General features: G+C 65.1%; 21 protein-coding genes. 12 read left to right on the top strand and 9 right to left on the bottom strand.

What is annotated here, in order from left to right; genetic code table 11:
* Nucleotides 1-45 precede the first annotated feature (45 nt).
* The gene (locus tag VSX79_RS12575; RefSeq protein WP_179494958.1) at nt 46-771 is read left to right on the top strand and encodes an HAD family hydrolase; all 726 of its coding nucleotides are present in this window, start codon (nt 46-48) and stop codon (nt 769-771) included.
* Here VSX79_RS12575 and VSX79_RS12570 read toward each other — a convergent pair.
* From VSX79_RS12570 to lgt, 6 genes are all read right to left on the bottom strand, one after another.
* The gene (locus VSX79_RS12570; protein WP_326913517.1) at nt 768-2,060 is read right to left on the bottom strand and encodes a cystathionine gamma-synthase family protein; all 1,293 of its coding nucleotides are present in this window, start codon (nt 2,058-2,060) and stop codon (nt 768-770) included. The genes VSX79_RS12575 and VSX79_RS12570 overlap by 4 nt on opposite strands.
* Before the next feature lie 67 nt (nt 2,061-2,127).
* Entirely contained in the window at nt 2,128-3,534 is a 1,407-nt protein-coding gene (locus VSX79_RS12565; protein WP_326913516.1) for an SLC13 family permease, read from the bottom strand.
* A 7-nt stretch (nt 3,535-3,541) separates the two neighbouring features.
* Nucleotides 3,542-4,309, bottom strand: coding sequence for a peptidoglycan editing factor PgeF (pgeF, locus tag VSX79_RS12560; protein ID WP_326913515.1), 768 nt, complete (start codon nt 4,307-4,309; stop codon nt 3,542-3,544).
* Entirely contained in the window at nt 4,306-4,824 is a 519-nt protein-coding gene (locus VSX79_RS12555) for a GNAT family N-acetyltransferase (protein ID WP_326913514.1), read from the bottom strand. The genes pgeF and VSX79_RS12555 overlap by 4 nt, the downstream gene beginning before the upstream one ends.
* Nucleotides 4,821-5,906, bottom strand: a complete 1,086-nt coding sequence (locus VSX79_RS12550; protein ID WP_326913513.1) for a class I SAM-dependent methyltransferase — start codon at nt 5,904-5,906, stop codon at nt 4,821-4,823. The genes VSX79_RS12555 and VSX79_RS12550 overlap by 4 nt, the downstream gene beginning before the upstream one ends.
* Nucleotides 5,893-6,768 (bottom strand): prolipoprotein diacylglyceryl transferase, encoded by an 876-nt coding sequence (lgt, locus tag VSX79_RS12545; RefSeq protein WP_407697221.1) that lies wholly within the window; start codon nt 6,766-6,768, stop codon nt 5,893-5,895. Before lgt ends, VSX79_RS12550 begins: the two co-directional genes overlap by 14 nt.
* 77 nt (nt 6,769-6,845) lie before the next feature.
* On the opposite strand from lgt, the gene VSX79_RS12540 reads away from it, so the two are divergent.
* Genes VSX79_RS12540 through VSX79_RS12525 form a run of 4 tightly spaced genes read left to right on the top strand, consistent with a single transcriptional unit; the run spans nt 6,846 to nt 11,489 of the window.
* On the top strand, nt 6,846-8,552 hold the full coding sequence (locus VSX79_RS12540; RefSeq protein ID WP_326913511.1) for a class I adenylate-forming enzyme family protein: 1,707 nt from the start codon (nt 6,846-6,848) through the stop codon (nt 8,550-8,552).
* A gap of 30 nt (nt 8,553-8,582) precedes the next feature.
* A complete protein-coding gene (locus tag VSX79_RS12535) occupies nt 8,583-9,434 on the top strand; it encodes a cytochrome b/b6 domain-containing protein (protein WP_326913510.1) in 852 nt (283 codons plus the stop codon).
* Complete coding sequence (locus tag VSX79_RS12530; RefSeq protein WP_326913509.1) at nt 9,431-10,210, top strand: molybdopterin-binding protein; 780 nt, start codon at nt 9,431-9,433, stop codon at nt 10,208-10,210. The genes VSX79_RS12535 and VSX79_RS12530 overlap by 4 nt, the downstream gene beginning before the upstream one ends.
* Nucleotides 10,211-10,250: 40 nt before the next feature.
* Nucleotides 10,251-11,489 (top strand): cyclopropane-fatty-acyl-phospholipid synthase family protein, encoded by a 1,239-nt coding sequence (locus VSX79_RS12525; RefSeq protein WP_326913508.1) that lies wholly within the window; start codon nt 10,251-10,253, stop codon nt 11,487-11,489.
* On the opposite strand, the gene VSX79_RS12520 is transcribed toward VSX79_RS12525, so the two are convergent.
* Complete coding sequence (locus VSX79_RS12520; RefSeq protein ID WP_326913507.1) at nt 11,477-11,914, bottom strand: DUF1801 domain-containing protein; 438 nt, start codon at nt 11,912-11,914, stop codon at nt 11,477-11,479. The two genes, VSX79_RS12525 and VSX79_RS12520, sit on opposite strands and share 13 nt — an antisense overlap.
* A 114-nt stretch (nt 11,915-12,028) precedes the next feature.
* Between VSX79_RS12520 and VSX79_RS12515 the strand changes: the two genes are divergently transcribed.
* The 6 genes from VSX79_RS12515 to VSX79_RS12490 all read left to right on the top strand — a co-directional run bounded on the left by VSX79_RS12515 (nt 12,029) and on the right by VSX79_RS12490 (nt 17,893).
* Nucleotides 12,029-13,246: an argininosuccinate synthase gene (locus VSX79_RS12515; protein ID WP_179494987.1), complete on the top strand. Its 1,218-nt coding sequence runs from the start codon at nt 12,029-12,031 to the stop codon at nt 13,244-13,246.
* Nucleotides 13,247-13,288: 42 nt separating this feature from the next.
* Nucleotides 13,289-13,768, top strand: coding sequence for a hypothetical protein (locus tag VSX79_RS12510; protein ID WP_179494989.1), 480 nt, complete (start codon nt 13,289-13,291; stop codon nt 13,766-13,768).
* Nucleotides 13,769-13,868: 100 nt separating this feature from the next.
* Nucleotides 13,869-14,585 carry a hypothetical protein gene (locus VSX79_RS12505; protein WP_257018050.1) on the top strand — a complete coding sequence of 239 codons (717 nt, stop codon included), beginning with the start codon at nt 13,869-13,871 and terminating at the stop codon, nt 14,583-14,585.
* Nucleotides 14,586-14,625: 40 nt separating this feature from the next.
* Nucleotides 14,626-15,636: a threonine aldolase family protein gene (locus VSX79_RS12500; protein WP_179494993.1), complete on the top strand. Its 1,011-nt coding sequence runs from the start codon at nt 14,626-14,628 to the stop codon at nt 15,634-15,636.
* On the top strand, nt 15,633-16,592 hold the full coding sequence (locus VSX79_RS12495; protein ID WP_179494994.1) for a DMT family transporter: 960 nt from the start codon (nt 15,633-15,635) through the stop codon (nt 16,590-16,592). Before VSX79_RS12500 ends, VSX79_RS12495 begins: the two co-directional genes overlap by 4 nt.
* A 35-nt stretch (nt 16,593-16,627) precedes the next feature.
* Nucleotides 16,628-17,893, top strand: a complete 1,266-nt coding sequence (locus tag VSX79_RS12490; RefSeq protein ID WP_326913506.1) for an alpha/beta hydrolase family protein — start codon at nt 16,628-16,630, stop codon at nt 17,891-17,893.
* Here the strand turns inward: VSX79_RS12490 and murA are convergent.
* Nucleotides 17,880-19,163 carry a UDP-N-acetylglucosamine 1-carboxyvinyltransferase gene (murA, locus tag VSX79_RS12485; protein ID WP_326913505.1) on the bottom strand — a complete coding sequence of 428 codons (1,284 nt, stop codon included), beginning with the start codon at nt 19,161-19,163 and terminating at the stop codon, nt 17,880-17,882. The two genes, VSX79_RS12490 and murA, sit on opposite strands and share 14 nt — an antisense overlap.
* Nucleotides 19,164-19,206: 43 nt before the next feature.
* Nucleotides 19,207-19,668 (bottom strand): hypothetical protein, encoded by a 462-nt coding sequence (locus VSX79_RS12480; RefSeq protein WP_326913504.1) that lies wholly within the window; start codon nt 19,666-19,668, stop codon nt 19,207-19,209.
* Nucleotides 19,669-19,869: 201 nt separating this feature from the next.
* On the opposite strand from VSX79_RS12480, the gene VSX79_RS12475 reads away from it, so the two are divergent.
* Nucleotides 19,870-20,835: a DUF3011 domain-containing protein gene (locus VSX79_RS12475; protein ID WP_179495002.1), complete on the top strand. Its 966-nt coding sequence runs from the start codon at nt 19,870-19,872 to the stop codon at nt 20,833-20,835.
* Nucleotides 20,836-20,879: the final 44 nt, after the last annotated feature.

The following is a 20,879-nucleotide window of genomic DNA, read 5'->3' as shown; positions in this document are numbered from 1 at the left end:
TTGCGATGTCTTGGCGGTGCCACGTCCCTCTACTAAAGAAGAGGGATGGATGATCCGCTTGCCACTCAGGTCCCAGACTATGCACATCGCATTGCCATGTATGACATGGACCGGACGATAACGCGTTCAGGGACTTACAGCGGTTTCCTCATTCATGTTGCACGGCGGCGCCAGCAATGGCGATTGCTCTTTCTGCCGCTCGTCGGGCTGGCGGGTGCCGCCTGGTCGCTGCGGCTGATCGACCGGTCGCGGCTGAAGGCCATCAACCTCCGGCTGCTCGTCGGGCGGCGTTTCACGCGCGCGGAAATCGCGCCGCTCGCTGAAAGTTACGCCGACCGGGTGGTCGAGCGCGGGCTGCATCCGGCCGCGCTCGAGCAGATCGCAGCAGACCGCGCGGCGGGGTATCGGTTGCTGCTCGCGACGGCTTCGTTCCATCTCTACGTCGATGCGATCGCGCGACGGCTCGCGATCGACGATGTGCTCGCGACCCAGCTCGACGAACCCGACGGCGCCGATCATATCCACGCGCGGCTGGCGGGCGACAATTGCTATGGCGAAGCGAAGTTCGCGCGCATCTCGGACTGGCTTGCCGCCAACGAGATCACGCGCGAGGCGGCGCATGTCCGCGCTTATTCGGACCATGTTTCCGACCATCCGATGCTGCACTTCGCCGACGAAGCGGTCGCGACGACGCCGTCGCGGGGGTTGAAACTTCTCGCGCCGAAAATGGGCTGGCAGGTCGTCGACTGGCGCGCGCGCCGCGGTCGTTAGACCGCGTCGAGCGCCTGCGCAAAGTCGGCGATCAGGTCGTCGGGATCCTCGATCCCGACCGATATGCGCACCAGATTGTCGGTGATGCCGAGCGCCTTCTTGCGTTCGTCGGGGACCGACAGATGCGTCATCGCGGCGGGATGGCTCGCGAGCGTTTCGGTGCCGCCGAGGCTGACCGCGAGCTTCGCGATCTTGAGCTCATCGAGGAAACGGAAGCTTTCTTCTTCACCGCCCTTGATGAAGAGCGAGAAGGTCGATCCGGCGCCGGTGCAATGGCGGTCGAAGATATCCTTCTGGCGCGGGTCGGTGATGAAACCCAGATAGCCCAGTCCTTCAACCTTTGGGTGATCGCGGAGGAAAGTGCAGACCTTCAGCGCATTTTCGCCCGCGCGGGTCATTCTGAGTTCGAGCGTTTCGAGGCTGCGCAGCAACATCCACGCCGTATTGGGGTCGCAGATCGTCCCGATCGTGTTGCGCATCGGACGGATCATGTCGAGCAGGCGCTGGTCGCCCGACACCCCGCCCGCGACGAGGTCCGAATGGCCGCCGGCATATTTGGTGAGGCTGTAGATGACGAGTTCGGCGCCCTGTTTCAGCGGCTGCTGCCACAGCGGGCCGAGGAATGTGTTGTCGATCGCGATCGCGGGTTTCTGTTCGTCTGTGAAGGCGGCGTCACGCGCGGCGCGGACGGCCTCGACATCGACGAGTGCGTTGGTCGGGTTCGCCGGGCTTTCGAGATAGACGAGCGCGACCTTGCCGCCCTTTTCGTCGGCGAGCGTTTGCGCGCGCGCGAGGATCGTGTCGATTTCCTCGCGCGTCGCGCCGGCGGGGAAGTCGACGAAGCTCACGCCGAAGCGCGACAGGATGCGCGCGATCAGCGACTCCGTGGCAGCATAGAGCGGGCCCGAGTGGACGATCACGTCGTTCTGATTCACCAGCGCGAGGAGCAATGTGGCGATGGCCGACATGCCGCTCGAAAAGACAAGGCTGTCGTCGGCGCCGTCCCAGACCGCAAGCCGGTCCTCAAGGATTTCCTGGTTCGGGCCGTTGAAGCGCGAATAGACGAGGCCGTCGGCCGGCCCTTCGCGCTTGCCCGTGATATGCTCGAAGAAACGCTTGCCCGCCGCCGCGCTTTCGAACGCGAAGGTCGAGGTCAGGAAAATCGGCGGCTTCAGCGAGCCTTCGGAGAGCACCGGGTCATAGCCGAGCCCCATCATCAGCGTGGCGGGGCTGAGTTCGCGATCGCCGATTTTCTTGCTTTTCGTCTTGGGTTTGCCGCGCATGGCCATGAGATGCTCCTTGAATGTTGCAGCCCTTATAACGCGCCAAGTTTCGTTTGAAACTATATTGCGCGGGTTATCCGAGCAGCGCGATGGACCAGATGACGCCGATGAGCAGCGGCACGCCGACGATGTCGAGCGCGAGCCCGGCCTTCAATATGCGCGGCAGCGCGATATGGCCCGTCGCCCAGGCGAGCGCATTGGGCCCGGTGCCCGACGGCAGCATGAAGCCCCAGCTTGCCGCCATCGCGACGGGCAAAGCGAGCAGGATTGGGTCCGCACCGGTCGCGGCGATGAGCGCCGCGAGTACCGGCATGATCCCGCTCGCGGTCGCAACATTGCTCGCAAATTCGGTGATCAGGATGGTGAGCGCAACGATGATCGCGGCGAGCAGGATTGTCGGGATGTCGCCGAGCGGGGCGAGCACCGCGCCCAGCCATGCCGCGAGACCGCTGGCGGTGATCGCGGCGGCAAGCGCCAGCCCGCCGCCGAACATCATGATGACGCCCCAAGGCGCGCGGTCGGCTTCTTTCCACAGCAGCAGCGGGCGGCCGGTGCCGTCGGGCAGGACGAACAGCAACAGGCTTCCCGCAACGGCGATCGTGCCGTCGGTCAGCGCGCCGTCGGGTAGCATCGGTTCGAGCCAGGGCTGCGCGATCCACGCGCCGAGGACGAGGAGGAAGATCGGGATGACGCGGCGCTCGGCGGTCGACCAGATCGCCTGGTTGCCGAGCGCCGATGCGGCGGCGCGGCCGTCGAACGGATGGTCGGCGAGCCGCTGGACGCGTGCGACGGCGAACATCGCGACGGGCACCGATAGCAGCACGACCGGAACGCCATAGATCGCCCAGTCCAGAAAGGAGATCCGCAGATCGAGCGCCTTTTCGATCAGTCCGGCGGCGATCGCATTGGTCGGACTGCCGACGAGCGTACCGAGCCCGCCGAGCGAGGCGGCGAAGGCGATGCCCATCATCACAGCGCCCGCGAAGCCGTCAGTCTCCCCGTCCCGCACGCCGCCCGCGCGAACGACCGCCAGCGCGATCGGGATCATGATCAGCGTGGTCGAGGTGTTCGAGATGAACATGCTGAGCAGCGCGGTGGCCGCCATGAAGGCGAAGAGCAGGCCGGTCGCGGTGGGCGCGGCGCGCTTGAGCAGAGCGAGCGCGAGACGCCGGTGCAGCCCGACGCGCTCGATCGCGAGCGCGAGGAAGGCGCCGCCGAGGATCAGGAAGAGGATCGGCGAATAATATTCCTTTGCGATCGCATTGGCATCCATCACCCCGAACGCGGGGACCGTTAGGAAAGGAAGGAGCGCTGTGACGGTGAGCGGCAGCGCCTCGGTCATCCACCACACCGCCATCAGCACCGTCAGCGCCGCGACATGCCAGGCGGTCGGCTCCATGCCCGCGGGTGCGGGGAGCAGGAGCATGATGCCAAAGACGACGAGGCCGCCGATCAATCCCAGCCAGCGCGTCCTCGTCATCGCCCCCTCATCCTCCCGCCAACCCGATCACCGATAGCTGGCGGCCATAGGTGTTTTCCCCTTTGTGGCACGCGCGGCGATAGCTGAAATAATCTTGCGGCAAGGCATAGGTGTCCTGCCCGCCGATGGCAATTCGCGTGACGCCCGCCGCGGCAAGCCGCGCGGCGACATAAGCGGCGATGTCGAACATCGCATGGCCGGGTTTGCCCGCCGCGAAGAAGCGTTCGTTCGCGGGATCGCCGGTGAGGAAGCGCTGCATAAAGCCTTCGTCGACTTCATAGGACGCGCGGCCGATGCACGGACCGATCGCGGCGGCGATGGTGGCGCGGCGCGCGCCGAGGCTCTCCATCGCATCGAGCGTCGCGTCGGTGACGCCCGCGAGCGCGCCCTTCCAGCCGGCGTGCGCTGCACCGACGACCCCGGCCTCGCGGTCGGCGAAGAGGACGGGAACGCAGTCGGCGGTCAAGATGCCGAGCAGGATGCCGGGCGTGCGCGTGGCATGGGCATCGGCCTCGGGCCGGGCGGTGAGGTCGGAGCTGTCATCGACGACGATGCAGCGGTTGCCATGGACCTGATAGAGGCCGGTGAGTGTCGCATGGGGCAGGACCGCTTCGGCAACGCGCTGGCGGTTCTCCGCTATAAGTGCGGGGTCGTCGCCCGATCCGAGGCCGCAGTTGAGCGAGGCGAGATCGCCGGCCGAGACGCCGCCGCGGCGCCCGAAAAAGCCGTGCGCGATGCCGTCGAGCGTCGGCGCGGCGACGAAGGGCGCGCTCACAGGTCGAGCCTGAAAAAGCGGTCTTCGTCGATATGGTTGCCGACGCGAAATTCGTTTCGGCCGACGTCGTAGAAGCCGTAGCGGCGGTAGAAAGCCTGCGCGCGGTCATTCTCGGTAAAGACTGTGAGATAGAGGGTCGACGCGCGCCCGCGCGCCCACGCGATGCCCCAGTCCATGAGCGCGACGGCGACACCCGTGCCCTTGGCCGCTTCGGCGACGTAGAGCTGGTGCAGTTCGACCGCGCTGCCGGTCGGCTGGCCCTCGGGCAGCGCGAAATCGACCGGCCCCATCTTGATATAGCCGAGGATCGCGCCTGCATCGTCGCGGACGAGCGCGACGTCATGGTCATCGCTGGCGATCTGCGCGCGCACGCGCTCCGGCGAGTTCCAGTCCGCGAGGAAAGTCGCGAGGTCGGCCGGGTCATAGATATGGCCGAAAGTGTGGGTGAAGGAGCCGTTGGCAAAGGCAGCGATCGCCTCGGCATCGGCCGGTTTTGCCAATTGAATGACGGTCATGCAGTATCTCCTGTAAATCCTGCGGGCGTCGGCCAGCCCGGTGCGGCGAAGGCCATCGCCTTGAATAAACTGCCCATCGCTTTCGGTCCGACGAGCCGGTCGCGCTGGCCCTGCAATTCATCGGCGCGGTCGGGCGCGGCCGCGATCAGCGACTGCAACCGGGCTTCGATGCCCATCCGTCGCAGCCAGTCGCCCTGCGTCGCGAGCGCACTCGCTGCCGCGCCCGCGCCTTGCGCGATATCGGCCAGCGATGCAAAATCGACGTGCGCGGTCAGGTCGACCTCGCCCGGATCGGCGAAGGGGTCGACGAACCGGTGCGCCTTGACCGCCTGCAGCGTGTCGCCCGCCGCAGGGCCGCTATAGCCATAGTCGATCGCCAGCATCGCGCCGCCCTGCCGCACAAGCCGGAAGGCGCAGCGTTGCATGATCGCGGCCGATACGGGGGCGGTTTCGACGATCGTCCCTTCGGGCTGGTCGCGCAGCGACGCGGGGACGGCCTCCTCCGCCGGAACCTCGCCTGCGACGGGTACCAGAGCGCTGTCGCGGCGTTCGACCAAGCGTTCGCGCCAGCCGCGGGATGTGCGGATATATTGATGGACCGGCAGCGCGTCGAAAAACTCGTTGGCGACGATGATCATCGGTGCATCGTCGGGCAGCGCATCGACTTCGTCATGATGCTCGGCGCCCGGCAGGCGCACGCGCTGGGCTTCGCGTAGCGTCGGGCTCGTCTCGACGAGATGGATGCCCTGCGGGGCGCAGCCGAAACGTGCCATCACGCGCAGCGCATCGGCGGCAAGCGTCCCGCGGCCGGGGCCGAGTTCGACATAATGAAAGGCGGGGTTGCCCGCACGGTTCCAAAGATCGGCGATCCAGATGCCGATCATCTCGCCGAACATCTGGCTGATTTCGGGCGCGGTGGTGAAATCGCCGGCGGCGCCGAGCGGATCGCGGGTCGCATAATAATGCGCGTTGGCGGCCGCCATATAATCGGCGACCGTCGCCGGACGCGCCGACGCGATTTGGCTTATCAGTTCGTCGGGGGTCGGCGGGCCGTCACGCGGCGACCCCTCACGCGACGGCATCGGGTCCGGCGATGGGCTCGACCCGGTGGCGGCGTCCCTTCGCGGTTACAACGAGCCAGGCGCCTGCGAGCAGCATGGGAATGGTCAGCGTTTGTCCCATCGTCAGCCCCCAGGACAAGGTGCCGAGCTGGACGTCGGGCTCGCGCACGAACTCGACCGCGAAGCGGCTGAGGCCATAGATGATCGCTGCCGTGCCGAACAGGAAGCCGGGCTTGTAGCGCGCGTCGGTCCGCCAGAATAAGAAGGCGAGGACCGCCATCATTACGATCCCTTCGAGGCCCGCTTCGTAAAGCTGACTCGGGTGGCGCGGGTCCATCGTGCCGCTGTCCGGAAAGATGATCGCCCAGGGAACGGTGGTCGCGCGGCCCCACAGCTCGCCGTTCACGAAATTGGCGAGGCGGCCGAAAAAGAGGCCGAAGGGGACGACGCACGCGACATAGTCGCAAAAGCGCAGGAAACTGAGCTTGTCCTTGCGCGTCACATACCAGATCGCGACGAGCACGCCGACGACGCCGCCGTGCAGCGACATGCCGCCGTCCCATAATTTGAAGATCGAGACCGGGTCCTGAACATAGTTGCCGAGGTTATAGAAGATCACATAGCCGAGCCGTCCGCCAAGAATGATCCCGAGCATGGCATAGAAGATCATGTCGTCGGCGTGACGCCGCGCCATCGGGGCGCCGGGCTGCGCAATCAGCTTTAGAAGATACCAGTAACCAACGAAAATCCCGGCCAGATAGGCGAGCGCATACCAGCGGATGGGCAAGCCGAAGACGCTGAACGCGATCTCGCTGTTCGGTCCCATCAGATCCTGAAAGTTAAGATATTGCGTTGCTTCGGCTAAGGTTGCAAAAAGAAACATATTGTCGCGCTGTCCTTCCCCAGGAGAGGCCTCCCCATAAGGGGTTAGGCGAGCGAGACCAAGAGGAGAGATGAAACATGCCATCAGCGCTCGATTTGCGCCTGGAAGCCGCCTATAATCTGATCACCGGTCCGGGCGGACCGATCCAGGTCGGGTCGGTCGAACGCTTCGGTCGCCAGCTGCCCTTCATCACCAACGCGCCGACCAACCTCGCCGATTATGTTGCGTTTTTTGCCATGCAGCATGGCGACGCGACCTTCCTTGTCGAAGGCGACGAGCGACTGTCGTTCAAACAGGTCTATATGGCGGCGCGGCAGGTCGCGGCTGGTCTGGTCGATGGTTTCGGGGTCCAGCGCGGCGACCGCGTCGGCCTCGCGATGCGCAATGCCAATGCGTGGTGCGTCACCTATATCGGGATATTGATGGCGGGCGGCTGCGCGACCTTGCTTAACGGCTGGTGGCAGGGCGGCGAACTCGCCGCGGGCATCCTCGACAGCGAAGCCAAGCTCGTCATCGCCGACGTCCAGCGCGCGGCGCGGCTCGAAGAGGTCGAGCATGGCGCCAAGGTGATCACGCTCGATCTCACCCAGCCGATCGATCAGGCCATCGCGCCGATCACCGGGGCAGGCGGCAGCGCGGAGACGATGCTGCCGGCGCTGACTGGGCAGGATCTGGCGACGATCCTCTTCACCTCGGGCTCGACCGGCCAGTCGAAGGGCGCCTATTCGCGCCATGAGGCCGTGTGCCAGGCGATCTTCAACTATGTCACGCAGACCGCGAGCATCGTCCACCTGCTGACCGAGGACGGGCAGATGTCGGATATCCAGCCGGCCACCTTGATCTGCACGCCGCTGTTCCACGTCACCGCGGAAATTCCGGTGTTCCTGCAAAGCTTCGCGTTGGGGCGGAAACTGGTGCTGATGCCGAAATGGAACGCCGAAGAGGCGATGCGGCTGATTCAGGACGAAAAGTGCAACTATTTCGTCGGCGTGCCGCTGATGAGCTATGAAATCCTGATCCACCCGAACCGCAAGAATTACGACCTGTCGACGTGCAAGAGCTACGCTGGCGGTGGCGCGCCGCGGCCGCCCGAGCATGTGAAGCGTCTCGCGACCGAAATGGGCGAAGGCAAGCCGCTGCTTGGCTATGGCCTCACCGAAACCAATGCGGTCGGATGCGGCATCATCAACGAAAATTATCTCGCGAAACCGATGTCGACGGGGCCGGCGTCCAAACCGCTCGTCGATCTGGCGATCCTCGACGATAATGGCGAGCCGGTGCCGCAGGGCGGCGTCGGCGAAGTCTGCGTCCGGTCGGTCTGCAATTTCGAAGGCTATTGGAACAATGAAGCGGCGACGAAGGCGGCCTTCTTCGACAATGGCTATTTCCGCTCGGGCGACCTCGGCTATCTCGACGAGGATGGCTACCTCTTCATCGTCGACCGCAAGAAGGACATCATCATCCGCGGCGGCGAGAATATCAGCTGCCAGGAAGTCGAGGCCGCGATCTATGAGCATCCCGAGGCGAACGAATGTGCCGTCTTCGGCCTGCCCGACGAGCGGCTCGGCGAAGTCGTCGGCGCGGTGATCTGGATGAAGTCCGGCAGCAGCGTCGGGTCGGAGGATATGTGTTCCTTCCTCAGCGCACGCCTCGCCCCTTACAAGGTGCCGTGCAAGATCTGGATGTCGAACGACGCGTTGCCCAAGCTCGGCAGCGAAAAAATCGACAAGGTCAGCTTGCGCAATCGCTATCGCGAGGAATATGCCGCGGAGGTCGCCGCGTAACCGATCGAAGGAAAGGAGCGAACCGGGACCATGGCCGAGCCTGAAACTCCCGTCGCTCCCCCAAAGCCTGCCGGACCGGTGCGCGTTTATCGCCACCGGTTGCCGGCGCGTATTTGGCATTGGGTCAATGCCGCCGCGCTATTGGTTCTGCTGATGAGCGGGCTGATGATCTTCAATGCGCACCCGCGCCTTTATTGGGGCGAATATGGCGCGAACTTCGACCGCGCGTGGCTGGTGATCGGATCGACGCCGGATAGCGGCTATCTGCGTATTGGCGATTATCAGATCGAAACGACGGGCGTGCTCGGCCGCTGGACCGACGCGCAAGGGGTTGCGAAGACCTGGGCCTTTCCGGGCTGGGCGACGATCCCGACGAGCTACAGCCTCGCCGACGGGCGGCGCTGGCATTTGCTGTTCGCGTGGGCGCTGTCGATCGGACTGGCGCTCTACATGCTCTGGACGCTCTTTGGCGGGCATTTGCGCAAGGATCTGCACGTACGCCGCGCTGAATGGTCGTCGCGCCATATCTGGCACGACGTCAAGGATCACGCGCGGCTGCGCTTCCCGAAGGGTGAAGCGGCGGCCCGCTACGGCATCCTGCAAAAGCTCAGCTATATCGGCGTCATCTTTGTCGCTTTGCCGCTGATGATCGCGACGGGGCTCACCATGTCGCCGGGAATGAACGCGGCCTGGCCGTGGCTGCTCGACATCTTCGGCGGGCGCCAGTCGGCGCGTTCGATCCATTTCATTACCGCATGGGCCCTTGTCGCCTTCTTCCTCGTCCACATCGCGATGGTGCTGCTCGCAGGGCCGGTCAACGAGCTTCGCTCGATGGTCACGGGCTGGTTCCGCCTGCCACCCGAACGGGAGGAAGCCGCATGAGCGACATCCTCCTCCCCCGCCGCCAGCTCATTGCGCGCGCCGGTGGGCTTATCGCCGCGGCCGGCACGCTGCCGCTGCTGTCGGGCTGCGACGCGATCAACGACGCGCCCGCGGTTCGCAAGATATTGGCGATGGGTGAGGAAATGAACCGTGCGAGCCAGCGCGCGCTGATCGAACGCGGTGCGCTCGCGCGCGAATTCACCCGCGCCGACCTGTCGCCCTATTTCCGTCCCAACGGCACGCGCCTGCCCGCCGGCGCCGACTATTCCGCGCACGCGGCGAGCGGCTTTGCCGACTGGCGCGTCCGCGTCTCCGGCCTCGTCGCGCGGCCGCTGTCGCTGTCGATGGCCGACATCCGGTCGATGCCGCAGCGCACGCAAATCACACGCCACGATTGCGTCGAGGGGTGGAGCGCGATCGGGCAATGGACGGGCGTGCAGCTGAGCCGCATCCTCGCTGCGGCCAGGGTGAGGGACAGCGCGGGCTATATCGTCTTCCGCTGCGCCGACCGGCTCGGCGACGCGCTCTACTATGAAAGTTGCGACATGGTCGACGCGCGCCATCCGCAGACGATGCTGGCCTGGGCGCTGAATGATGCCGTGCTGCCGATCGCCAACGGCGCGCCGCTGCGTCTGCGGATCGAGCGCCAGCTGGGGTATAAGCACGCCAAATATGTCACCGCGATCGAGGCTGTCGCGAGCCTCGACGGCATTGGCGCGGGCAGGGGCGGCTATTGGGAGGATCGCATCGATTACGAATGGTATGCCGGGATTTGACCTCGGCCTTTTCGCGGTGCAATTGTTCGGTGCATAAAATATGTCGATTCTGCGTCCGTTTCTCTCCCGGATCATTCGCCAGGGACGGCTGACCGTCGTCGCGCCCGATGGCTCGCGCGAGGAATATGGCCAGCCGGCCGACGGCTTCCCCAATGTCACCATCCGTTTCACCAGCCGCAGGGGAATGCGCCGTATTATCCTCGATCCGCGCATCGGCGCCGCCGAGGCGTTCATGGATGGCGAGATGGAGCTGGTCGAAGGCGACATCATGGAGCTGGTCGCGCTCATCCGCTCGAACACGCCGTGGGACCGCGGCGCAAAGCTGCACGACAAGACGTGGCTGGGCCAGCGCGCCGAGTGGGTGAAGACGCGGATCGGCTCGATCAACCGCCAGCGCCGTTCGCGCGCCAACGTCAAGCATCACTACGACATCGGTAACGAGCTTTACCGCCTCTTCCTTGACGAGGACATGCAATATAGCTGCGCTTATTGGCCGCGCCCCGGCATGACGCTGGAGGAAGCGCAGGCCGCGAAAAAGGCGCATATCGCGGCGAAGCTCGCGCTCGCGCCGGGGCAGCGGGTGCTCGACATCGGCTGCGGCTGGGGCGGGATGGCGATCACGCTCGCGAAGCTCGAGCAGGTCGAGGTGCTGGGGATCACATTGTCCGAGGAGCAGCTTGCGCTCGCGCGCCAGCGCGCCGCGGCGGCCGGGGTCGCCGATCGCGTCCAATTCGAACTGATCGACTATCGCGCCCTTGCCGCGCGCGAGGCGGGACGGTTTGACCGTATCGTTTCGGTCGGCATGTTCGAGCATGTCGGCGCGCCCAATTTCGAGACCTTTTTCCGCGCCGCCGCCAATTTGATGACCGCCGACGGGGTGATGCTGCTCCACACGATCGGCCGGTTCGGCAAGCCCGGATCGACCGACGCCTTCACCCGCAAATATATCTTCCCCGGCGGCTATATCCCTGCGCTCAGCGAAACATTGGCGGCGAGCGAGAAGAGCCGGCTGATCGCCACCGATATCGAAACACTGCGGCTGCATTACGCGCTGACGCTGCGCCAATGGTATGCGCGGACCCTGGCGCACGAGGCCGAGATAACCCGCATGATGGGCGTCCGCTTCTTCCGCATGTGGTGCTTCTACCTTGCGGGGGCGACGGCGGCGTTCGAAAGCGGCGGTATGGGCAATTACCAGATCCAGTTCGCGCGCAGCCGCCACGCGCTGCCGCTGACGCGCAATTACATGGCGGCGGCGGAAGATCGCTATTCGGGATAATATTTGTTCATGCTGTCCCAACTCAGCGCGACGATCTGTTCGAGGACATCGAGGTCCGCGTCGGCGAGCTTGTTGATGTAGAGGCAGGATTTGCCCGTCTTGTGTTTGCCGAGTTTGGCAAACAGCGCGTCGGCCTCGTTCTGCCGGTCGCAGTAATTGCCCATCAGATAGAGCGTTATCGCGGCCTTTCGGGGTGAGAAGCCGGCACGGCACATCGTCCCCGAATGACCGCTGTCATAGACGTAGTCGTAGCTGCCATAACCGATGATCGACGGTCCCCACATCGTCGGTTCAAGGCGGGTCACGCGGCGGTGCATCGCATCGATCGTGGCTGCCTCTTCGCGGCGGCGCGCATCGGGAAGAGCCGCGATGAAATCGGCAACCGGGATCTCGGTTGCCCTGGTCTTGATTTCGGCTTTGGCCATGGCATTTCTCCCGGACGCGACGATAGCCTCCACAGGGCGGGGCGCCAAGCCGGTTGCGCCCACGGCGGCGGACTGCTAGCCGCGCCCGCGTCTTTCCCTCGCCAAAGGTGCATCATGTCCGAGTCCTTCAAGCGCGTCGTCCTCGCCTATTCGGGCGGCCTCGATACCAGCGTCATCCTGAAGTGGCTGCAGGTCACCTATGGCTGCGAGGTCGTGACCTTCACCGCCGACCTTGGGCAGGGCGAGGAAATCGAGCCCGCGCGCGCCAAGGCCGAGCTGATGGGCGTGAAGCCCGAGCATATCTATATCGACGATGTGCGCGAGGAATTCGTCCGCGATTTCGTCTTCCCGATGATGCGCGCCAATGCGCGCTACGAGGGCGATTATCTGCTCGGCACGTCGATCGCGCGCCCGCTGATCTCGAAGCGGCTTATCGAGATCGCCAAGGAAACCGGCGCCGACGCGGTCGCGCATGGCGCGACGGGAAAGGGCAACGACCAGGTGCGCTTCGAACTGTCGGCCTATGCGCTCAATCCCGACATCAAGGTGATCGCGCCGTGGCGTGAGTGGGACCTGACCAGCCGCACGGCGCTGATCGACTTCGCCGAAAAGAACCAGATTCCGGTGCCGAAGGACAAACGCGGCGAAAGCCCGTTCAGCACCGACGCGAACCTCCTGCACACCTCGTCGGAGGGCAAGGTGCTCGAGGATCCGTGGGAAGAGACCCCCGACTATGTCTATTCGCGCACGGTGAACCCTGAGGATGCACCCGACACCCCCGAATATATCACGATCGATTTCGAGCGCGGCGACGGCGTCGCGCTGAACGGGCAGGCGATGTCGCCCGCCACTTTGTTGGCGGCACTCAATGACCTGGGCCGCAAACATGGCATCGGCCGCCTTGATCTCGTTGAAAACCGCTTCGTCGGCATGAAGTCGCGCGGCATGTACGAGACGCCGGGCGGCGAAATCTATGCGCGCGCGCATCGGGGGATCGAAAGCATCACGCTCGACCGCGGTGCGGCGCACCTGAAAGACGAGCTGATGCCGAAATACGCCGAGCTCATCTATAACGGCTTCTGGTTCGCGCCCGAACGCGAGATGCTGCAGGCGGCGATCGACCACAGCCAGGCGAATGTCACCGGCACCGTCCGCCTCAAGCTCTACAAGGGCAATGCGAGCGTCGTCGGGCGCAAGTCGCCATTCAGCCTCTATAGCGAGCGCCACGTGACCTTTGAGGACGATGCCGGTGCCTACGACCAGAAGGACGCGGCGGGCTTTATCAAGCTCAATGCCTTGCGCTTGAAATTACTCGCGAAACAGGGTCAATAAAGCGGCCGGGCACGGACCCGGTCTCGACAGGAGCCTTGGTCCATGTTCTCCCTTTTGCTGGCGGCCGCCAGCCTGACCCCCGCCTTCAATGACGCCTCCTATGCCGATCTGGGCTATGTGACCCGCACGGCGGGCGAATGCACCGCGCGCTTTGACGGCGGGTCGATCGAGATCCGGCAGGCCTTTAACGACGCCGACCGCACGATGATCAACGTCGCCGTCGTGACCGGCAAGCCGACGCGCGCCGTTCCTTTGGGCACGAAATTGTGGGCGAAGTCGAGTTATGGACCTGCATGGCGCGCGGTGGTGATCGAATCCTCGCCCGCGCGTCTTCGTTTCGTGGTGCACAGCCGTTTCGTCGGCGATCTGTTCACCGAAGATTCGCTGACGATCGCGCTCCACGACCGGATCGATGCGGGTTCGATCGGCGATGCGGTGCTGGTCGATGTGGGATCCGATGTTTCCGGCTTCCGCGAAAAGCTCGCGTCCGCGCTCGACTGTTCCGACGCCCTCGGCATCTGAGCTGATCGGCGCACCGGATTTTCCGGTGGCGCCGCGCGGTGATCGGCGGCACTATTCCCCCATGCGCTTCTTCGATTTTTCATCGTGGCAAAGCATCGGGATGACGCTGCTCGGTCTGGCGCTCTTTACCCTGATCGGCGTCGGCATCCGGCTGATGGTGATGATGACGATCCAGCAGCGCCGCGAACGAATGAACCGCCAGATCAACGAGCGGCTGCGCACGTTGATGGCGGCGTACAAGACGCTCGGCGGATCGTTCACCGGCGATCTGGTCGTCGATCCGCGACATTTGCGCGACATCAGGCGCCAGGGCGGCGCAGCGGCGGCAGAGCCGGCGGTCGACCTGTCCGACGAGAGCGCGGCGGATGGCGGGCCGGAAGGCGAATCGGACCGGCCGCGCCGCATTCGGGACGCCGTCGAGGCCGCGCTGTCCGATATCATATTGCTCGGCACCGAAACGCAGGTGCGGCTTGCCAGCCGCGCGGCGAGCGAACTGGCCGAAGGGCGCCCGGTGCATGTCCATGACCTGGTGATCGAGCTGCGCGATTTCATCCGCAAGGCGCTCGACCTCGATCCTGTGCCCGCCGACGTAACGATCCCGCTGCAGGGACCAACACGCCCATCAGGCGGCGGTGGCAAGGGCGGTGGCCGCAGCGGCGAGACGCGCGGCGGCGCTGGCGGCGGCGGGCGTGGGGGAGGCGGGGGTATGGGCATGGGTATGGCCGGCGGTCTTGGGGTCGCGGGCGGAGCTAGCCTTTCGCGCGGATCGACGGTGGACGATCCGACAGACCTGCCCACCGAACCGCAGCAGAAATGAAGGCTTAGCAGCGGCTCGCTCCTGCGCTAAGGCGCTGGGCATGACTGCGACCCGATTTTTTTCCGACAATGCCGCGACTGTTCATCCCGCCGTGATGGAGGCGATGGCCGCCGCCAATCAGGTCGATACGGCCTATGACGGCGACGCGCTCAGCCAGTCGCTCGACGCCACCTTTTCGGAGCTCTTCGAGACGGATTGCGAGGTCGTGTGGATCCCGACAGGGACCGCGGCGAACAGCATCATCCTCGCGCATTTCGTGCGGCCGTGGCAGGGGATTCTCTGTTACGAAGAAGCGCATATCGAGGTAGACGAATGCGGGGCACCGACCTTCTATTCGGGCGGCGCGAAGCTGATGCCGCTCCCGGGACGTGGGGCCAAGATCGATGTCGCCGCCCTGAAGGCGCGGATCGCCGGCATCCGGCAGGATGTGCACCAGGTCCAGCCAGCGGCTGTCAGCATCACCAACGCCACCGAATATGGCCTCGCGTGGCGTGCCGACGAGATTGGTGAGATCAGCGAGATCGCGAAAGGCAAGGGGCTGAAGCTGCACATGGACGGCGCGCGTTTCGCCAACGCCGTTGCCTTTCTCGGCTGCGCGCCCGCCGACGTTACCTGGCGCGCGGGGGTCGACGCGCTGTCTTTCGGCTTCACCAAAAATGGCGCGATGATGGCCGAAGCGATCGTCTTCTTCGGCGGCAGCGGGGGCGCGGGGGTGCGCGAACTCAAGAAACGCGGCGGTCATTTGCTCAGCAAGGGACGCTTCGTCGCTGCCCAGATCCGTGCGATGCTGAAGAACGATCTGTGGCTCGCCAACGCGCGCGCCGCCAATGCCGGCGCTGCGAAGCTCGCGGCGGCGTGCGGCGGCCGGCTGATGTATCCGGTCGAGGCGAACGAGTTGTTCGTGCGCCTGACCGCCGGGGAAGCCGCGAAGCTGCGCGCCGCCGGGTTCGACTTCTACGACTGGGGAGAGGGTGCCGCGCGCCTCGTGGTCAGCTGGGACCAGGATGCCGAAGCGGTCGCGCCGCTGGCGGCGGCGATCGGCCAGCTATGAGCAGCGAGCAGCCGACGCTGCTCAGCCCGCGCGTCTTGCTGCCTTTCGTGCTGGTCACGCTGATCTGGGGTTCGACCTGGATCGTCATCAAGGGGCAGCTCGGCGTCGTTCCGCCGAGCTGGTCCGTGACCTATCGCTTCGCCGTCGCAGCGATCGCGATGTTCGCCTTTGCCGCAATGCGACGTGAACGGTTGTGGATCGGGCCGCGCGCGATGGCCTTTGCGGCGGTGCTCGGAATTGCCCAGTTCGCGTTCAACTTCAACTTCGTCTATCGCGCCGAGCAGCATATCACTTCGGGCCTTGTCGCGGTGCTCTTCGCGCTCTTGATTGTGCCCAACACATTGTTCGGGCGGGCCTTTCTGAAGACGCCTCTCCAGGGACGCTTCCTTGCGGGTGCGGGGATCGCGATCGTCGGCGTCGGGCTGATGATCCTCCACGAATATCGCGTCGCTGCGGTGGGAGCGGGCGAAGTGCTGCTCGGCACCGCGCTGACGCTCGCGGGCGTGATGAGCGCCTCGACCGCGAATGTGATGCAGGGGACGGCCTTCGCGCGCGCGCAGTCGATGGTGGCAATGATCGCTTGGGCGATGCTGTTCGGCGCGCTCGCCGACGGCGCCTATGCGTGGATCACCACCGGGCCGCCGGTGATCGAGCCGACCGCCGTCTATCTGGGCGGCGTGCTCTATCTCGGCATCATCGCAAGCGCGGTGACCTTTCCACTCTATTTCAACGTCATTCGCGCGGTCGGGCCGGGGCAGGCGGCGTGGTCGAGCGTGCTGATTCCGATCATCGCGATGGGCTTTTCGACCGCGTTTGAAGGCTATCGCTGGGCCGCACTGTCGATCGCCGGTGGTATGGTCGCGCTGATCGGGCTGGTGATTGCGGTCGCGAAACGGCCCGAGCGGCCATCGGTGAGCGGGAATACGGTTTCGTTGCCCGTGCAGCCGCAGGACTAGTTGCCATGGCTGTGTTGTCGTAATAATACGGCGGTATGAAGATATTCGCCAGCACGCTTTTGCTCCTCGCCGCGCTTCCGGCCTCGCCGGTTCTTGCGCAAACCCTTTGCACGCCGGGCACCTATGCCGCCCCCGACGGCGATTTCGTTGTTCTTGCCAAGCTCCCGACGATTCCCGCGCCGGGGCTACGCTACCTGTTCCGTGACGGCCGGCGCGGCCTCACCTCTGACGCGAATGCGCCGCTGGCTTGCGGTGCCGGTCAGGTGACGGTGAAAGGCACGGCTTGGCAGCCCATTGCTTTCCGCGAGACGCCAGCGACCTTCGACAGCGTGGGTACGAAGATGACGGGCATGTTGATCGAACCGCCCGGCGCCGAGGCAAAGCGGCCGCTCGTCGTGATGGTCCACGGGTCCGAACGCAGTTCGCCGATCGGCGGCCTTTATGGCTATACGATGGCGGCGCAGGGGATTTCGGTTTTCGTCTACGACAAGCGCGGCACGGGCGGATCCGAAGGCGAATATACGCAGAATTTCGAACTGCTCGCCGCCGATGCGGCGCATGCGCTTGAACAGGCGCGGAAGATGACGGCTGGCCGGTTCGGCCGCGCGGGCTTTTTTGGCGGCAGCCAGGGCGGCTGGGTCGCTCCGCTGGCCGCGACGCTGACCAAAGCCGACTTCGTGACCGTCGGCTTCGGTCTCGTCGCCTCGCCCATCGAGGAGGACCGCGAGCAGATGGTGTCCGAAGTGCGCGCGGCGGGGCTGGGCAAGGACGCCGAGGCGCTGGTCAACCGGCTATCGCAGGTGACGTCGGGATTGCTCCTCTCCGATTTCCGCACCGGCTATGACGCGCTCGACGCGGTGCGGCGTGAAATGGCGGACAAGCCGTGGGCGGCAACGATCGAAGGCGAATATAGCGGCGCGATTGCGCGAATGTCGAACGACGAACTGAAGCGGATCGGCCGCGCGCGCTTCGACAATCTCGAGTTGATCTGGGACTATGACGCGGTCGGGGCCTTGCGGAAACTCGATACCCCGCTGCTGTGGGTGCTCGCGGGCGAGGATCGCGAGGCGCCGATCGAAACGACGCGCGCCGCGCTGCTCGGGCTGGCGAAAGAAGGCAAGCCCTTCGACGTCTACCTTTTCCCCGGCACCGACCATGGCATGTTCGAATTCACGACCGCCGCCGACGGGTCGCGCAGCGTGACGCGCATCACCGACGGTTATCTCAAATTGCTCGGCGACTGGATCAAGGGGGATGTGCGCGGCACCTATGGCCGCGCCGAGCGGCTTACCCCGCGCTGATCCGTTCGATATCGGCGCCGACCGCCTGCAGCTTTTCCTCGAGCCGCTCATATCCGCGATCGAGGTGATAGACGCGGTTGACTTCGGTCTGTCCCTGGGCGGCGAGACCGGCGATGATCAGGCTCATCGAGGCGCGCAGGTCGGTCGCCATCACCGGCGCGCCGACGAGGTGATCGACCCCGCGCACGATCGCGGTGCGGCCCTTGACCTGGATGTCGCAGCCCATGCGCGTCAGCTCGGGGACGTGCATATAGCGGTTCTCGAAGATCGTCTCGGTGAACAAAGATGCCCCTGTGCCGAGCGTCGCCATCGCCATGAATTGCGCCTGCATGTCGGTCGCGAAACCGGGATAGGGCGCGGTCGAAAGCGTGACGGGCCCGGCGCGACCGTCCATCGCGACGCGGATGCCGGCCTTGGTCGGTTCGACCGTCGCGCCGGCTTCGCGGAGCGCGGCGAGCGTCGCGTCCATTTCGTCGGCCTTGGCGCCGACCAGTTCGACGTCGCCTTGGGTGATGACGGCGGCGCAGGCGTAGCTGCCCGCCTCAATGCGGTCGGCCATGACACGGTAGGTCGCGCCGTGCAGGCGGTCGACGCCCTCGATCGTCAGCGTTTCGGTGCCGATACCCTCGATATGCGCGCCCATCGCGACGAGGCAGTTGCACAGGTCGACGATCTCGGGCTCGCGCGCCGCGTTTTCGAGCACGCACGTCCCCTTGGCGAGCACCGCCGCCATGACGGCATTTTCGGTCGCGCCAACCGACACGACGGGGAAGGTGAACTTGCCGCCGGCAAGGCGCCCGCCGGGGGCGACGGCCTTAACATAGCCCGAAGCCAACTCGATCTCGGCGCCAAAGGCTTCGAGCGCTTTCAGGTGCAGGTCGATCGGGCGGTTGCCGATCGCGCAGCCGCCGGGCAGCGATACGGTCGCTTCGCCCGCGCGCGCGAGCAGCGGGCCGAGCACGAGGATCGACGCGCGCATCTTGCGCACGATGTCATAGGGCGCGACGGTCGAGGTCAGCGTCGTCGCGCGGGCGGTCATCACGCGGCCGAAATCTTCGGGTCGCGATCCCTCGATCGTCGTCGAGCAGCCGAGCTGGTTGAGCAGATGGCCGAAACCGTCAACATCGGCGAGGCGCGGCAGGTTGCGCAAGGTCAGCGGCTCGTCGGTAAGCAACGCGCACGGCAACAAGGTGAGCGCCGCATTCTTGGCGCCAGAGATGGGGATACGGCCCTTGAGTCGCTGGCCGCCGCGAATGACGATTTGATCCATCCCGCGTCTTTAGCGCATGCGCGAAGCGGCGCAAGCGGACTAGCTATGTCGAGCGATAGCCCGCATCGCCGTCGAACTGTTCCTGCGCCTCGCGCTGCCCTTTGCCTATGAAGATATAGCCGACGATCGCAAGGATCAGCAGCGCGACGCCAAGCAGCGGAACGCCGCCCCGCGTCGCGACGATCAGTGCGATCCACACGATGTTGACGAGACCCAGGATCAGGAACAGCTTTTGGTTGTTGCCCGGAAAGCCATAGATATCGCGCCCATCGGGGGTGCGGATGCCATGGACGCCTTTGAGGTCGAAGGCGTTGTAGAGATAGAAGCGACCACGCGCCCCGGCGACAAGTTCGGCGGCAACATTGTCCTTCACCACCGCATTGCGGATCGTTCGCGGGCCAATGCCGTCCTGTTGAAAGGTGATGCTGCGGAAAACGCTGAGCCCGCCGCGGGCGCGTTTGAGGTCGGCGGCTTCGATATGGCCGTCGATGATCGAAGTGGTCATGGTCGGATCCCCTGCAATGGTGCGACCCGGGGAAGAGACGCCAAAATAATCGATCCGGCGAAATAAGGAAAGCATGGTTAAGTCGTCGTGCTTGTGCCGCGCTTTGATCATGGCGCGCGAAGGGAAATTGTGAAATTATCAGCGACGAAATCAAGGAAGCGAGGGTTGCAGAAGTCGCAGTTCATCAGGGGAGAAAAGGGCATGCGGAATCCTGTCGTTACGGCCGTCACGGCGGCGTCGCTCATCGCATCGCAAATGGCCGTCCCGGCGCTTGGGCAGGCGACGACCCTGCCTTACCCGCCGCCACCGACGCAGCCGGGCTATGGATCGGGATATGAAGGCACGATCCGCTGCGAATCCTATGCCAATCGCCAGCAAAGCTGCCGCGTGCGGACCGGCAATCGCGTCGACCTGATCCGCGTGATCGGCGGGCGTTGTTCGAAGGGGCGCGACTGGGGCTTCGACGCCGACCGGATCTGGGTTTCGGGCGGATGCCGCGCCGAATTCGGTTATGGCTATGGCGGGGGAGGTGGCTACCCGGGCTATGATTTCGCGGGCACGATAAAATGCGAATCGCGGGACAGGCGGTATCAGCAGTGCAACGCCCGCACCGGCAATCGCGTCGAGTTGACGCGCAAGATCGCGGGCAAGTGCAACGCCGGACGGCAATGGGGCTATACGGGCGATTATATCTGGGTCGACAAGGGCTGCCGCGCCGAGTTCGGTTATGGATATCGCAACACGCGACCGCCCGAAAAGGACAAGGACAAGGGGCCGAGCACCGGCCTGATCATCGGCGGCATCGTCGTCGCGGGCGGGCTGCTCGCGCTGCTCGCGAGCCAGAAGAAGAAAAAGGCCGACGGCACGGCCGAGGAAAGCGCGACGACGCATCCGCCCCGGGGCCCCGCGACGCTCAGCGCCAATCTCGGCGGCCTGCCGAGCGCGTCGCGGCCGTCGGTGCAGAATTGCATGAACGATGCGGCGCGGCAGATCGGGATCACCGGCGGGACGCGGCTGTCCTATGACAAGCTGATCTCGCTCGAGCAGGGCAATGGCGGCTGGCGCATCCGCGCGACGATGACCGCGACCTATCCCGACGGGGCGAAGCAGGTTGAAATGTACTGCCGCGCGACACCGAAAGACATCATCCAGCTCGACTTCACCTAGACAGGAAGCGGGGTTCCGCTATCCGGTGACGGATTTCGGGTGAA

The organism is Sphingopyxis chilensis, assembly GCF_035930445.1.
Classification (GTDB): domain Bacteria; phylum Pseudomonadota; class Alphaproteobacteria; order Sphingomonadales; family Sphingomonadaceae; genus Sphingopyxis; species Sphingopyxis chilensis.
The sequence above is the reverse complement of the archived record's forward strand: the minus strand, read 5'-3'. Positions and strand labels throughout refer to the sequence as shown.

Excerpts from the sequence above, each read along its gene's own strand:
- VSX79_RS12505 (WP_257018050.1), top strand. The coding sequence starts at position 13,869 with ATGACGCTGCTCGGTCTGGCGCTCTTTACCCTGATCGGCGTCGGCATC.
- VSX79_RS12520 (WP_326913507.1), bottom strand. The coding sequence starts at position 11,914 with ATGGCCAAAGCCGAAATCAAGACCAGGGCAACCGAGATCCCGGTTGCC.
- VSX79_RS12500 (WP_179494993.1), top strand. The coding sequence starts at position 14,626 with ATGACTGCGACCCGATTTTTTTCCGACAATGCCGCGACTGTTCATCCC.
- VSX79_RS12570 (WP_326913517.1), bottom strand. The coding sequence starts at position 2,060 with ATGGCCATGCGCGGCAAACCCAAGACGAAAAGCAAGAAAATCGGCGAT.
- VSX79_RS12550 (WP_326913513.1), bottom strand. The coding sequence starts at position 5,906 with ATGCCGTCGCGTGAGGGGTCGCCGCGTGACGGCCCGCCGACCCCCGAC.
- VSX79_RS12575 (WP_179494958.1), top strand. The coding sequence starts at position 46 with ATGGATGATCCGCTTGCCACTCAGGTCCCAGACTATGCACATCGCATT.
- VSX79_RS12555 (WP_326913514.1), bottom strand. The coding sequence starts at position 4,824 with ATGACCGTCATTCAATTGGCAAAACCGGCCGATGCCGAGGCGATCGCT.
- murA (WP_326913505.1), bottom strand. The coding sequence starts at position 19,163 with ATGGATCAAATCGTCATTCGCGGCGGCCAGCGACTCAAGGGCCGTATC.
- VSX79_RS12480 (WP_326913504.1), bottom strand. The coding sequence starts at position 19,668 with ATGACCACTTCGATCATCGACGGCCATATCGAAGCCGCCGACCTCAAA.
- VSX79_RS12535 (WP_326913510.1), top strand. The coding sequence starts at position 8,583 with ATGGCCGAGCCTGAAACTCCCGTCGCTCCCCCAAAGCCTGCCGGACCG.
- VSX79_RS12510 (WP_179494989.1), top strand. The coding sequence starts at position 13,289 with ATGTTCTCCCTTTTGCTGGCGGCCGCCAGCCTGACCCCCGCCTTCAAT.
- VSX79_RS12525 (WP_326913508.1), top strand. The coding sequence starts at position 10,251 with ATGTCGATTCTGCGTCCGTTTCTCTCCCGGATCATTCGCCAGGGACGG.
- VSX79_RS12495 (WP_179494994.1), top strand. The coding sequence starts at position 15,633 with ATGAGCAGCGAGCAGCCGACGCTGCTCAGCCCGCGCGTCTTGCTGCCT.
- VSX79_RS12475 (WP_179495002.1), top strand. The coding sequence starts at position 19,870 with ATGCGGAATCCTGTCGTTACGGCCGTCACGGCGGCGTCGCTCATCGCA.
- VSX79_RS12490 (WP_326913506.1), top strand. The coding sequence starts at position 16,628 with ATGAAGATATTCGCCAGCACGCTTTTGCTCCTCGCCGCGCTTCCGGCC.
- lgt (WP_407697221.1), bottom strand. The coding sequence starts at position 6,768 with ATGTTTCTTTTTGCAACCTTAGCCGAAGCAACGCAATATCTTAACTTT.
- VSX79_RS12540 (WP_326913511.1), top strand. The coding sequence starts at position 6,846 with ATGCCATCAGCGCTCGATTTGCGCCTGGAAGCCGCCTATAATCTGATC.
- VSX79_RS12515 (WP_179494987.1), top strand. The coding sequence starts at position 12,029 with ATGTCCGAGTCCTTCAAGCGCGTCGTCCTCGCCTATTCGGGCGGCCTC.
- VSX79_RS12530 (WP_326913509.1), top strand. The coding sequence starts at position 9,431 with ATGAGCGACATCCTCCTCCCCCGCCGCCAGCTCATTGCGCGCGCCGGT.
- VSX79_RS12565 (WP_326913516.1), bottom strand. The coding sequence starts at position 3,534 with ATGACGAGGACGCGCTGGCTGGGATTGATCGGCGGCCTCGTCGTCTTT.